Genomic DNA, 14,110 nt, shown 5'->3' on the forward strand with positions numbered 1-14,110 from the left:
GACAACGCTGCCCCTCTTCGCATGGCCCGCCTATTTCTGGGCCATACTTTTCTATCAATGCTCAAAAGGCAATTGCCTGTGAAGAACGGTTTTACCCGCACGTTTACGGCCGAGCCTGCCCATATTGACGAGCTTGGTCATGTGAACAATTCGGTCTGGGTGCAATGGATCCAAGATCTCGCCACCGCGCATTGGGAAGCGGTCGCGGCTCCTGCGCACCAAGAGCTATACTTCTGGGTCGTGATCCGTCATGAGATTGATTACCGCGGCAATATCGCGGCCGGCGAAAGCGCGCTGGGCACGACCTATATCCCTGACCCGGCAAAGGGAGCAAAGTCGATGCGCGTGGCTGAGTTTACCGGCGAGGCAGGCAAAGTGCTTGTGTCGGCTCGCACCACTTGGGCGATGCTTGATCGGGAAACCGGAAGATTGGCACGGGTTAGGCCGGAAGTGCTGGCCCCGTTCCAACCGTCAGCGGCGGATTAGAACGCAGGATTACGCTCCGGCTTCGCTTGCCAATTTAGGGTCGGTTCGGCTCAAGGGTGCTTCGTGGAAAACGGTTACGCGTTCAAACGAGGTCCGATTGCGGCCTGCCGCTTTCGCATCGTAGAGCAGCTTATCCGCGCGGGCGTACAATTCGTCAAAGCTCATCCAGCTGTCCATCGATCGCGGCAAAGCGATGACGCCCATGCTCGCGGTGATCGGGCGATCCAATCCTTCGACCTCGCTTGCGATCCGCACCGGGATCGATTGGCGCAAGGCTTCGGCGCGCTCCACACTGCGTTTGCCGCGCAGCATGACGATGAATTCCTCCCCGCCCAGACGCGCCGCGATCGTGTCGCGGTCGGTGGTCCCTCGTAACGCCGATGCCGCCGCGATCAGGGCCTTATCCCCTGTTTGGTGGCCGAACCGGTCATTGACGAGCTTAAACTTATCGAGGTCGATCACGGCGAAAGTGTCAAAACCCTCCTCCCGCAATTCATCAAAGCGAGTTTCCAATGCGCGTCGGTTTGTGAGGCCGGTCAACGGATCACGCTCCGACAGTTTTTCTAGCATCCTAGCTTCGGTGCGGGCGGCGTCGCGCTCCCTACGCAAGGCGAGGAAGCGATCCGCGATAGCCAAGCTGATCACAACAACTTCAATGCCGGTGGCGATGTAGAGCATTTGATCGAGGTTGGATGGTCCAACATACCAACCCAAACCACGCGCCATTCGCTCCAATGACGCGAGCATGATCGGTGTCCAAGCCACGGCGATAAAGCGCGCCGATCGGCTACCCCGCCAAACGCCTTCCGCAATGGAAGCGGTGATGACGACAATCGCTGGGATAAAAGTCACGAAATAGGCACGGTCATCAACCGGTTGGGTCCAGTGAAATTGGAAGGCAAAGAATCCCGGCACGCAGATCGTCCAAAGCCCGGTTCCCAATGTCACATTGTGCATGAATTCCGATTGCGTGCCGTCTTCCAAGAAATCGGCAAGGAATAGTGCAGAAATCCCGCACCCGATGGCCCAGAACAACGGCCCAGCAATTGCGATCACCTGAAGCGGTAAGATGACAGCTACCGAAATCAGCCCCCCAGCGAACAGGACATAGGCGATCATCGATGCGACCATCACGGCATGCACCGCGACAAACCGCTCGCGCAGCACAATGAAGAAGCTGATATCGAAGAACAGCGGCAGGATCAGCATACCAATCACCAACGCCAACAACATCATTTCAAATTGCGACCAGCCGGCGTCCTCTGAAAATTCAGAAAGACGCGCTTCGGTCAAAAGCGGAACCGAATGCGGATTGTTGATCTGCACGATCAGCGCTTCGGTTTTCGCAGTGATTTGAGGCAATTTCAGTTGAAAAACGGGCCCGGCGGCAAAGGGCTGCCCTTCGACTTCGGCGTAACGCGCTGTGCGCATTTTGCCGTCGACATCGACCGCCGCGAATGTGATCGATTCGAACCGAGCTATGCGCGAAAAGAAATAATGCGGAAAATCACTTTGATCCGATGCGCTTGAATTGCGGGGCTCTAGAGTTTTGGTTGCGGCCAATTCTTCCCATGCAGAGCGGTCGAAGCGCAGCCATGCGACTGGTTCATTCGCGCGCCAGTCAGTGCCATCACAAATCCATTGCGTAGGACCAGAACCGTCCAACGATCCCGCGCCTGCCAATTGCGAAAGGGTAACATCGGTTCCGCTTGCGAGGTGGCATTGCGGTACAAAACTGTGATCGGCATGCGCCTGTGCATGGGCCGCCTGTGGCACAAGCCACAGGGCCATGAGTGACACGGCAAAGGTCACCAGGGTCAAAAAGCGCACACGCTGCATTGGGCCCGTTTACCGCAAACCCATTACGATGATCTTAAATGTTCGTGCGATCGAAGTTTGCAAAAGTACGATAAATCAATTGATTAATGGAGACGAGATGAGAATTTTGCACGATAATACGCCGATGTTAACTCACATAACGGGCATCTTAGTCTCACCCGAATAGTAGGCTGCGCAGTTCGGTCATGCCGAAACATTTCAGCCCAAGTGCAAGAGAAAGCCTTCAAATCACTGTTTGAATGGGCCGAAATTTAGATCGGATTGCCATCTTGATCACGGAAGATTTCGCGTCGGCCAACATGGTTTGCCGGGCCGACCAATCCTTCGCTCTCCATCCGTTCAATCCATTTGGCGGCGGTGTTGTAGCCGACGCCCATTTGCCGCTGGAGCCAGGATCCAGATGCCTTTTGGTTTTCGATCACGATCTGACACGCTTGGCGATATTTGCGTTCATCGGGATTATCAGAAGCGGTTAGGTCGTCTTCGAAATTCAGTCCGCCGCCATCTTCGGGTTCTTCGGTGACGGCATCGACATATTCGGGTTTCCCTTGGGCCCGCCAGAAATCGGCCACGGCCTCAACTTCATCATCGCTAACAAACGGCCCATGAACCCGGACGGTTGCGCCGGTGTTCGGCTTGTAAAGCATGTCCCCTTTGCCGAGCAGTTGTTCGGCGCCTTGTTCGCCCAAGATGGTGCGGCTGTCGATCCGGCTGGTGACCTTGAAACTGATCCGAGTGGGCAGGTTTGCCTTGATCACGCCGGTGATGACATCAACCGATGGCCGTTGTGTCGCCATGATCAAATGGATGCCGGCCGCGCGCGATTTTTGCGAAAGGCGCTGGATCAGAACTTCGATTTCTTTGCCTACTGTGACCATCAAGTCGGCCAGCTCATCCACAATCAGAACGATCTGCGGCAACGGCTCATAATCGAGCTGTTCTTCTTCGTACAATTGTTCGCCGCTGTCGGGATCAAAACCCGTTTGAACCCGGCGACCCAACGGTTTGCCTTTGGCGATAGCCGCGCTGACTTTGTCGTTAAAACTGTTGATGTTGCGAGAATTCACGCTGCTCATCATGCGATAGCGGCGTTCCATTTCCTCAACCGCCCATTTCAACGCCCGCACCGATTTGTGTGGTTCGGTGACGACCGGCGATAGAAGGTGCGGAATGTCGTCATAACTGGCGAGTTCGAGCACTTTGGGATCGATTAGGATCATCCGGCATTCGGCAGGGGTAAAGTGATAAAGCAGCGATAGGATGATACAATTCAATCCGACCGACTTGCCCGACCCGGTTGTGCCCGCAACCAATAGGTGCGGCATCGCGGCAAGATCCGCGATAATAGGTTCACCGGCAATGTCCTTGCCCAAAATGATCGGCAAATTGCCCTTAGCCTCGGCAAAGGCAGCGCACGCGGCGAGCTCGCGCAGCATCACCATTTGGCGATCGGTGTTTGGCAATTCGATACCCATAACTGTCTTACCGGGGATCGGCGATACGCGCGCGCTAATCGCGGACATGTTGCGGGCGATATCCTCGGCCAATCCAACAACGCGGCTCGCTTTGATACCGGGCGCAGGTTCCAATTCGTACATGGTGACGACTGGCCCGGTGCGAACGGCGGTAATCTCGCCCTTCACATTAAAATCGTCGAGCACATTTTCAAGCAAGCGGGCGTTGCGTTCCAATGCGAGTTTATCAAGCTTAGGCCCGGTGTCCTCTGGTGGGTCTGCCAAAAGATCAAGGCTTGGCAATTCAAACGTCGCGAACATGTCGCGTTGGTTCTTCTTGGCCGGCTCTGCGCGTTTTGGCGGGGCGGTAGGATCGCTAATTTCAGGAGCGCGGCGCGGAGTGGGTTCCGCCGCAGGCTCGACGACTGATTTGGATTTGCGCCCGCCTTTGGCCTCTGTTTTGGTGGTCGGCGGGTCGATGCTGTCATCTTGGATGAAGGTCAGCTGCGGATCGCCTGAACGGCCAAACGGCAAGCGTGAAAGGAATGCCCCTCCGATCCGGCTTTCTCTGATGAAGTTGGGCAAGGTCAACAAAACACGCCAATCAATCGCAAAGACGCGCGTTAAAAGAGCGGTACCTCCGGCGAGACACGCAAGCGCCGCAGCAAGGATAATCCAACCCGAGGCGGCCGCGGCTTCGCCGCCGCCAAAGCGATTGGCCACTGCTTCGATTCCCCCCGCGCCCAACAATCCCGAAACCCCACCCAATTGCGCAGGCAACGTTCCACTGGATCCATCAAACCCCAGCGATAAAACCGTGCTGAGCAAGACAATGGCGATCAACAACATGCCGGTGGGCAGCCACCAACGGGTGGTCTCCCCTTCGTAAACATCTCCGCCTTCGCCGCTGTCCAACTCAACCGCGCGCCACAACTTTCGCGCCGAAATGTACAGCAATGGGAGCAATAGGACGCTTGGCAAACCAAACGCGAACAGCACTCTATCGGCCGCCCACGCGCCCCAACTGCCCATCCAATTGCTGATCCCTGTTGCCGCCGCCGCGGTGGACGGGCTGGGGTCGGTCTGGGTGTAGCTGGCCAGGGATAAGGCGAGGAACGTCATCACGCCAATCAACACGCCTGCGCCGGTCATTTGGGCAACGCGGCGCATGCTGCGACGCAAACCGATGCGCCAATCTGCTGGGGAATTTCTGTTGGTCATAGCGCGGGTCGCCATTCGGAGCTCCTAGATCGGAACACACCATGAATCCTCGGGCGGGCGGGGTCAAATTGTTTCCTAGTGAAGGTGACTGTGAGGAACCGATAATACGCCATTGTCGATCATCCGATTCAGCAATCGCGAGGCGAGCCGATATCCAATACGAAAATGCAATTGCAGTGCGGCAATCGATGCGGATTGATCGCGCGTCACCCATTCACAAGCGCGCCGATACAACACGGCTTCGGTTAAAGGTTTGGAGTTGTCCGGATTGATTTTACTCACCCACTCAACCCATCAATGGCGGCCCAGCGCGGCCAATTTAGGGCCCGAGCGCGCTGCCCGGTCATCCCGCCCAACGCGATCACGGGCACGCGCGCTCGTTGCGCCAACAATCGAAACCGCACCGGCCCCAACACCGCGCGACCAGACAATGTTCCAGGGTGAGACCGGGTGGCAAATACCGGCGACAGCAAGATCGCATCCGCCCCCATTGTGTTTGCAAGGCCGATCTCATGGGCGTTGTGGACGGTTGCCAAATGAAGCATGTCGGCGCGTTGTGGGCATAGCGATCGGGCGCTGCCATAGATGCCATCGGCGCCCCATTCCCGTGCGGTCAATGCGCTGTCGGCGAGGATAATCGTGTGCCCGTGCGCGCGCGCCACCCGGCGAAGATCGCGAAACCGCGTCCACCGTTCCGGCCCATCAAGGTGATAATGCCGATAGATAAACCCGCTACCCCGCGGCAATCGGCGTAGCGCATCGGGCAGCGCGGCATCGTTGCGCGCATCAGAGATCAACCAATGACGGGATAGGGGAAGGTTGGCCAAAGATGTTTGGAAGGGCTTTAACTGTCTCACAGGGCGTTTATAGCGCGCCGATATGGAAAGTGCAGCCAATCGTCTCGAAACCGTTCAAGCCAATGTCGCGCGCATGTGCAAACCCGCGCGGCGTAAGCCTTCGGATGTCACACTGATCGCGGTCAGCAAAACGCATCCGGCCGAACGAATTGAACCTTTGTTAAAGGCCGGTCACCGTGTGTTTGGCGAAAATCGCGTTCAAGAAGCGCAAGGCAAATGGCCGGCGCTGCGCGACATGTACCCAGACACAGAATTGCATTTGATCGGTCAATTGCAATCGAACAAAGCCGACGAGGCTGTCGAATTGTTCGATGTCATTCACGCTTTGGACCGGGTGAGCCTATTGAAGGCATTGGTCAAAGCGATGGACAAAGCGGGCCGCAAAGTCCCGTGTTTCATCCAGGTCAACATTGGCGATGAAGATCAGAAAGGCGGCTGCGCGATTGCGCAATTGCCCGAATTTATCGAACAAGTGCGCGGTGCCGATATTCCCATCGCTGGGTTGATGTGTTTGCCCCCATCGGGAACAGAACCCGCGCCATTCTTTGCTTTTCTTGCGAAATTGGCGGCGGACAATGGCCTTAGCGGTTTGAGCATGGGGATGAGCGGCGATTACGAGACTGCGGTGCAATTGGGCGCAACGCATATTCGCGTGGGCACGGCCTTGTTCGGCGAACGCGGGTGAGCGGCGACACATTCTGGGCAGAATGGCAACGGCCCTTGGAAGACCGCGCGCAGATTGTGTTCGATGAGGCAATCACCCCCCAAACGACCGGCACACATTGCGATATCGCCGACGCGATCATGCAAGCCAAGGGATTGAAGCCGATAGGATTCAATTGGGAAATGTTGGATGCCTTTGGCGGCCCGGACGATACCCGATCCGCACTGGGCGTGATCGCAGATGCGTTAAGGGCTGACATGGAGTTCCCACAGCAAGAATGGTTGGGTGATCACGGCGCGGCCGCGTGTGCCCGAGATTTTGTGGGTTTGTTTGAGGGCCCCAAAACCGTCCTCTCCAACAGATTGGAAGGGCTATGGAATCCGGTTAGTGATGCCCGGATTGAATGGTGTTTCGTTGGTTTTGATGATGTGCGGGCCGCGGTTTTGTTGTTGATGCGGGAATAGGTCCCTCAACCAACGACTGATCGTCCAAACCGGCTAAAAAAAGGGGCGCCTCGATATGCGAAGCGCCCCTTCTCTATGTGAAATTTGGTACCCGCGCCGAGATCGGTGCAGGTGCCAATTCTTCGTTAGAATTCAAACAGAGCCTCTACACCCACTTGGCGGCCTTTCGACAGCGGCGAGAATGTCCCCGCTGCTGGCGCTGCGCCAAATGGTTGGTTCACGCCGTTTGAAAGCGCGCCACCAAACGGGATCTGTGTGTCGCCACCAACTTGCACTTCGTCAAACAGGTTGCGGCCATAGATCGAGAACGAAAGACCATCCATTGGCGTAACCCATGTGATGTTCGCTTCGAGGTTTGAGATGTCCTGAACAAAGCCGAGATTGTTGTCGGTGTAGGCGAATTCATCACGATACTGGTAGTTCACGCGGGTCAGAATTTCGCTGTCACCGATGAACAATTCGTGGATGAAGCCAAAGCCAAAGGTCACTTCGGGCACACGCGGCAAACGCAGATCAAGATCCGTTTGATCAATCACGCCGTCGCCGGAAATGTCGAAGAGAATCTCGTCATATTCGGCATCGATAAGGCCGATATTGGCGGTCACGATCAAGCTGTCTGAAAGACGCATGCGCGCCTCTGCTTCGACACCGGTGATCGTTGCGTTGGCAGTGTTAAAGATCGATTGAGCCACACCCGAAACTGGGTCCGACTGGTTCACTTCGCGCTGCATGTCGTCGATCGTGGTGATGTAACCAGCGACGTTCAGCGTGAGCGACCCATCCGCTGTTTCGAACTTGCCGCCAATTTCGTAATTGTCGACTTGCTCTTCACCGAACGAGAAGGAACCGCCCGGTGCCGTTGCGATTGCTTCGAATGCGTTCGCGTTGGTGATGCGGAAGTTGTAGCCGCCCGAACGGAAACCACGGGTCCAATGCGCGTAGACCTGGCTGTCATTGAATTCGTATTGCAGGCCCAACTTTGGCGAGACATTGCGGAAACGAACGCTGTCGGTGAAGCCATTATTCTCGGTTGGGATGAACGAGTTCACGCCGGTGGTTGGGCAAGTGCCATCAACAACCGAACAGGCCGCACGCGGACGGACATAAGTGACGGCCGCATCCTTGGTTTCTTGGCTCCAACGGATACCGCCGATAACCGAAAGGCTATCGGTGAGGTAGTATTGGCCACTGGCAAATACGCCGAGCACTTCGTGATCCTGCTGACCACCGCCAAAGAATGTGAGCGGCGTCGAAACCGGAATTTCGCGAATTTCAGTGTAGGCGATCGATTGATCAAAATAGAACCCACCAACCGTTAGGTCGAAATTGTCGGTTGAAACCGCGTAACGGATTTCGTTCGAAATCTGATCCTGTTCAGTTTCCGTGCTGGAGTGGAACAGGAACAAAGCGGTCGCATCGATATCGGCATCGGTGGTTGCTTGATAATCGCGATAACCAAAGATGTTGGTCAACGTGCCTGGGCCAATGTCCCATTCTGCTGTCAACGATGCGTTGATTGTCTCGTTGGTGTAGCTGCCGCGATTGTCGATCGCAAAATCGAACGTGTCGCGTTCAAAAGCGCCGCGGTTTTGCGCCGCTGGGCCGTCGCCTTCACTGTCGAAATAGTCGATCTTACCGGTCAAGGTCAGATCGCCGAGACGCGCCTCAAGAGCGCCGCGAATGATGTAGGTTTCTGCCGCACCGTGGTTCGAACCGTCGAAGGAGTTTTGGAAATACCCTTCGTCGTTGTTGTAGTAGGCGCCGACTTTGAACAACAAAGTGTCTTCGATGATCGGGCCAGAGATCACGCCGCTTGCAGTGTAGTTTGCACCGCCGCGCCCGCCATCAACCGGACCATCAACCGCAGCGCGGAATTTGCCGCGAAATTCTTCGGTTGGGTTGCCGGTGTTGATCAACACCGCGCCGCCGGTCACGTTGCGACCGAACAACACGCCTTGCGGACCGCGCAGGATTTCAACGCTATCGAGATCGAAAAGGTCGAAAACGACCCCGCCATTGGTGCCCAAATAGACGCCATCGACAAACACGCCGACGGTTGGATCGATCGAAGGGATCGAAGAGTTGATGCCAAGCCCGCGAATAGAGAAGTTCGCCTGGCCTCGGCTGGTGCCGATTTGGTCGAGTGATACGTTCGGTGCAGAGAATGTCAGGCCTTGAACGTCGCGAACTTTCAACGCTTCCAATGTGTCAGCGTTAAAAGCGGTGACGGCCAACGGTACGTCTTGCACATCTTCGGGGTTTTGGGTTTTGGTGCCGGTGACAACGATGTTGCCAATGGTGTCGAGCGTGCTGGTGCGCTCTTCTTGGGCGGGGGTTTCGTTGGTTGCGGTGTCTTGTGCGTGAGCGGCAAACGGGGTGAGGGCGCATGAACACAAAAGTACGGCTGCAAACTGCCGCGAGGGAGCGGGGATATTCATAGGTTTAGTCTCTCCTGACGTAGGGGAAGAGGCCCATTGCATTTGAGTCACACGAATGCAACCTATTCTGCGAATTGGTGGTCGAACAGGCAATGCAGATCGACGCGCGGCATGGTGAATGCTGGCGCTTGTCGCTTAGGCTTCCTCGTGTTCGCGCTGGCGCTTGTCGCTGGCTGCGGCAAGGAGATCCGCCTCAATCTCGGCCAAGCGCGTTGGCGTCGTTACCTTGCTCCCCATCAGGTCGGTGACATAGAAAGTGTCGCCCGCCGTTTCGCCATAGGCGGTGATATGCGCGGATTGAACGATCAGGTTTGCTTTGTACAAAGCGTGCGCCAACCGGTTCAAGAGTGCAGGCCGATCGCGCGCGGTGACTTCGATGACGGTGAAATGGTTCGACGCGGAATTGTCGAAATTGACACTGGGCGCGACTTCGAACGCTTTCGCGCGCGAATGGGACAACGGTCGGGCGGCCAATTTCGGCACCAATTCAACATTGGCGAGGAGCGCGTCCTTAATACCCTGTTTCAGGCGAACGATCTGGCTCTCTTCGCGCAAGGGTTGATCGTGCAGATCCTGAACCAGGAAATTGTCAATCGCATAACCATTCATTGCCGTGTGAATGCGGGCATCAATGATGTTGGCCCCAGCAAGATGGATTCCGCCCGCAATCCTGTAAAACAGTCCGGGGTGATCGGCAGCGATGACGCTGACAAGGGTTGCGCCGCGTTCTTCGTCCACTTCGCAATGGATCGAAAGGTCTTCTTCAATCCGCCGGGCTTCTTGGTATTGTATGAGGTTCTTGGCGATGATGTCGACCGGTTCCGCAATCCAATACGCATCGCCCAACAATCCGCCGATATCGTCGACCAACGCACCATTTTCCGCCAACGTTTCGGACACCACGCTCTTTTTCGCGTTGACCTGTGCGCTGCGACCTTTGCGTTTGTGGCCCAGCCGTAAGCGTTCCTGCGCCGCGTCATAGAGTTCGCCGAGCAATTGGCCTTTCCAACTGTTCCACGTCCCCGGGCCTACCGCGCGAATATCAACCGCGGTTAAGATCGCCAGATTGCGCAGCCGATCAACGGTCTTCACCTCGGCAACAAAGTCCTCAATCGTCTTGGGATCGGTCAGGTCGCGTTTTTGCGCGGTCGAGCTCATCAAGAGATGCTGCAACACCAACCATTGGACCAGAGCCGTCTCTTTTTCGTTCAAACCAAAACGGGGACACAAACGTTTTGCGACATCGGCGCCCAAGACCGAATGATCGCCACCGCGCCCTTTGGCAATGTCGTGCAGCAAGACCGCGACATACAAGGCGCGACGTGACGCGATGCGGTGGACCTGTTTGGTGCCGCGCGGATGGTCATCTTCCAATAGGCCGCGCTCAATCTGGCTGAGCAGTCCGATCGCCCGGATCGTGTGTTCATCAACGGTGTAGTGATGATACATGTCGAACTGCATTTGCGCGTTCACCCGCCCAAAATCGGGAACAAAGCGGCCAAAAACGCCGGCTTCGTTCATCCATCTCAACGCGGTTTCGGGGTCGTTGCGACCGCCCAAAAGATCCAAAAACAAGGCGTTGGCGCGCGGGTCATGGCGGATTGATTTGTCGATCAATTTGGTATCACGACCGGCCTGACGCATGGTTTCCGGGTGAATTTCAAGCCCTTCGGCTTCGGCCAATTGGAACAGTTCAATCAACCGGACCGGATCATCGGCAAACCATCGGTCGCGGGGCGCCTTGATACGGCCGCCCGTTACGACATAGCCTTTTAGCGTGCGCGGTTTGGCAGACCAGCCGGCGAAAAAGCCACTGCGTGCGCGTTTCTTCGCAAACTCATCGTCCAGATGCGACAGAAACACACCGGTCAGGCTGCCAACGCGTTTCGCCTGCATAAAATAGTATTGCATGAACCGTTCAACCGCGCTTTTACCGGGTCGGTCGGCGAAATTCATACGTTCTGCCACTTGGCGCTGCAGATCGAATGTGAGGCGGTCTTCGGCGCGGTTGGTGATCACGTGCATGTGCGACCGTACCGCCAATAAGAACCCTTCTGCACGGCGGAAACTGCGGTATTCAGCCGGTGTGAATAGGCCCATTTCCACCAACTGGGCGGCGGTGTCGGCGCGATGCATGAATTTGCCGATCCAATAGAGCGTTTGCAGATCGCGCAAACCGCCTTTGCCCTCTTTCACGTTCGGTTCGACGACATAGCGGCTGTTGCCCATCCGCGTGTGCCGTTGATTGCGCTCTTCCAATTTTTCGGTGAGGAATTTGCGTTCGTTCCCGCGCACAACTTCGGCCCAGAATTTCTGACGCAATTCATCATAGACATCGTGATCGCCCCAAACGATCCGCCCTTCCAACAGGGCAGTTCTGATGGTGAGATCTTCTTTCGCCATCCGCATTGTATCGGCGATTGTGCGGCTGGAATGACCGACTTTCAGGCCCAGATCCCAAATGAGATAGAGCATCGCCTCGATCACTTGTTCGCACCACGGCGATCGTTTCATCGGCGTGATAAAGGCGATGTCCACATCGGAATGCGGGGCCATCTCGGCCCGCCCATACCCGCCAACGGCCAACACGGCGAGTCGCTCTGCGGTGGTGCGATTGCCCGCGGGAAAGACATTGGTGGTGACGTGATCGTGGATCACGCGGATCAATTGGTCGGTTAGGAATGCATAGCCCAGCGTGATTTCGTGGCCGGCCGATGGCTTGTCTTTAAGCCGCTGTTCCAGTTCAGCGCGGCCTTGATCGACAGCCTCTTGGAGCGTTTTTAGTATGCGCGGCCGGACATCGTCGCCGGTTGCGCTTTCTTGCGCGTCGACCAATTCGCCGATCACGCCCATCACAGCGCGACGGTTGAATATCGCACGTTGACGAGGGACGCGCCGACTGGGCTGGCTCCAGTCAGTCATCGCGTCCCTCTCCTTATCAATATGTTTCGCAAGCTAAGGCGCAGACGCCTTAGGCTTCGATCAACTTGGTGTAATGTTCGCGCAGGCTCTTCTTGTCGATTTTCTGCGTGCCAAGGCGCGGCAGCACCTCATTGGTCACCCAGATATGTTCTTCGAGAGGAACCTTAAACGGAGCAATCCGCGACAACAGGAATTCGCGCAATTGCGGACCGGTCATCGCATCGCGACCATCTTTGACACGGAAAATTGCGGCGGGCACTTCGCCCATGCGTTCATCCGGGAGGCCAAATACCGAACATTCCGCAATATCGTCATTCGCGTAAATCGCGTCTTCGACCTCGATACAGGTGATGTTCTCACCGCCGCGAATGATGATGTCTTTCTTGCGATCGACGATGAAGAGATAGTCATCTTCGTCGAGATAGCCCAAATCGCCCGTGCGGAAATATTGGTTGTCGGTGAAGGCTTTGTTTGTGGCCTCCTCATTGTTCCAATAGCCGCGGAAATTGGCGACGGTTCGAATGCACACTTCGCCAACGCCGCCTTGCGCGACCGGGTTGCCGTCATCGTCTAGAATCGCGAGGTCAACCAAAGGCAAGGACGCCTTGCCGGTCGATCCCGGCTTGGCGAGGTAATTTTCATTGAAATTGCCGCACCCAACCGCGTTGGTTTCGGTAAGACCGTATCCCAAGAGAGGGAAGCCGCCCGGGAACGCTTCTTTGATTTTGGTCACATGTTCGACGGGGCGCGGTGCACCACCTGCGGCGAAGCTTTTGCAGGCCGATAGATCGAATTGATCGCGATCTGGGTGAGTGGCCATTTCATAACTCATGAGAGGCACGCCAACAAAATAGGTGACCTTTTCCTGATCCATCAAGCGCAACGCCTCACGCCCATCCCATTTGGGCATTAAGACCAATTTGCGCGCGATGGCATAGGATTGAAGGAACAACGGGATTTCGCCAGTAACGTGGAACAACGGCACAGCGACCAAGGCACAAGGTTGCGCGCTGACGTCTTCGCCTTTGCTTTCCAACAACACTTTGGCCATCGCGCTTTGCGCGACGTAATTCATCACGCCGGCAACAACGCCGCGATGATCGGAATAGGCGCCTTTCGACTGACCGGTGGATCCGGATGTGTACAGGATGGTCGCCAGATCGTCGGCGGTTAGCTGACCCAGCATTTGCATGGCGACGCTGCTCGCTTGATCGGCGGGCACGGCCCATGTTTCGGCCAACCCTTCAGATGGCGCGTTGTGCTCAATCATCACCAGTTTGGCGGAATGCTCTGTTCCTTCAAGGCGTTTGGCGCGGCCGGCATCGGCCAACACGATCGAACATTCAGCAAGGCGAATACCGTATGCGAGTTCATCGCCGGACCAAAAACCGTTGAGCAATGTGACACAACCGCCGGCCATTGCGATGCCCATATAGGCGATCATCCAGTTGGTGGAATTGCGCGCGGCGATCCCAACACGGTCGCCTTTCTGCATGCCATGCTTGGTCACAAGCCCCTCTGCCACGCACATTGCGGCGGCATAGGTTTCGCCAAATGTCATGCGGATATCGCCGTCGACGACAAAAGGCACGTCTTTGTGTTCGTTACAGAAATGCGCGAAATAATGCGCAAGGGTAGGAGGAGCGACCGTGAATGCTGGCATTTCGACGCCGCCGATTTCGATGGGCGTTGTATGAAATGGCTGACCTTCTTTGGTCATTTCGACCATGATCGCTTCAAGCGCACTGTCCAACTGACTGGGCAT

General features: G+C 56.2%; 10 protein-coding genes. 3 read left to right on the top strand and 7 right to left on the bottom strand.

Annotated elements, in window-relative coordinates; translation table 11 throughout:
* The first annotated feature begins 78 nt into the window (after window positions 1-78).
* Entirely contained in the window at window positions 79-486 is a 408-nt protein-coding gene (locus BQ8290_RS10325; protein WP_337661307.1) for an acyl-CoA thioesterase, read from the top strand.
* Window positions 487-495: 9 nt separating this feature from the next.
* Here BQ8290_RS10325 and BQ8290_RS10330 read toward each other — a convergent pair whose 3' ends face one another.
* From BQ8290_RS10330 to BQ8290_RS10345, 4 genes are all read right to left on the bottom strand, one after another.
* A complete protein-coding gene (locus BQ8290_RS10330) occupies window positions 496-2,277 on the bottom strand; it encodes a diguanylate cyclase (RefSeq protein ID WP_108792275.1) in 1,782 nt (593 codons plus the stop codon).
* Window positions 2,278-2,576: 299 nt separating this feature from the next.
* The gene (locus BQ8290_RS10335) at window positions 2,577-5,015 is read right to left on the bottom strand and encodes a DNA translocase FtsK 4TM domain-containing protein (protein ID WP_108789910.1); all 2,439 of its coding nucleotides are present in this window, start codon (window positions 5,013-5,015) and stop codon (window positions 2,577-2,579) included.
* A gap of 60 nt (window positions 5,016-5,075) precedes the next feature.
* Window positions 5,076-5,282 (bottom strand): DNA translocase FtsK, encoded by a 207-nt coding sequence (locus tag BQ8290_RS15280; RefSeq protein WP_108789912.1) that lies wholly within the window; start codon window positions 5,280-5,282, stop codon window positions 5,076-5,078.
* Entirely contained in the window at window positions 5,279-5,827 is a 549-nt protein-coding gene (locus tag BQ8290_RS10345; protein ID WP_108789914.1) for a thiamine phosphate synthase, read from the bottom strand. Before BQ8290_RS10345 ends, BQ8290_RS15280 begins: the two co-directional genes overlap by 4 nt.
* 52 nt (window positions 5,828-5,879) lie before the next feature.
* On the opposite strand from BQ8290_RS10345, the gene BQ8290_RS10350 reads away from it, so the two are divergent.
* A complete protein-coding gene (locus tag BQ8290_RS10350) occupies window positions 5,880-6,542 on the top strand; it encodes a YggS family pyridoxal phosphate-dependent enzyme (protein ID WP_108789916.1) in 663 nt (220 codons plus the stop codon).
* Complete coding sequence (locus tag BQ8290_RS10355; RefSeq protein WP_108789918.1) at window positions 6,539-6,985, top strand: hypothetical protein; 447 nt, start codon at window positions 6,539-6,541, stop codon at window positions 6,983-6,985. The genes BQ8290_RS10350 and BQ8290_RS10355 overlap by 4 nt, the downstream gene beginning before the upstream one ends.
* A 125-nt stretch (window positions 6,986-7,110) precedes the next feature.
* On the opposite strand, the gene BQ8290_RS10360 is transcribed toward BQ8290_RS10355, so the two are convergent.
* The 3 genes from BQ8290_RS10360 to BQ8290_RS10370 all read right to left on the bottom strand — a co-directional run bounded on the left by BQ8290_RS10360 (window position 7,111) and on the right by BQ8290_RS10370 (window position 14,110).
* Window positions 7,111-9,423, bottom strand: a complete 2,313-nt coding sequence (locus BQ8290_RS10360) for a TonB-dependent receptor domain-containing protein (RefSeq protein ID WP_108789920.1) — start codon at window positions 9,421-9,423, stop codon at window positions 7,111-7,113.
* 135 nt (window positions 9,424-9,558) lie between these two features.
* Entirely contained in the window at window positions 9,559-12,345 is a 2,787-nt protein-coding gene (locus BQ8290_RS10365) for a [protein-PII] uridylyltransferase (RefSeq protein ID WP_108789922.1), read from the bottom strand.
* Window positions 12,346-12,394: 49 nt separating this feature from the next.
* Window positions 12,395-14,110 carry an AMP-binding protein gene (locus tag BQ8290_RS10370; RefSeq protein WP_108789924.1) on the bottom strand — a complete coding sequence of 572 codons (1,716 nt, stop codon included), beginning with the start codon at window positions 14,108-14,110 and terminating at the stop codon, window positions 12,395-12,397.

Source organism: Erythrobacter sp. Alg231-14 (assembly GCF_900149685.1).
GTDB lineage: Bacteria > Pseudomonadota > Alphaproteobacteria > Sphingomonadales > Sphingomonadaceae > Erythrobacter.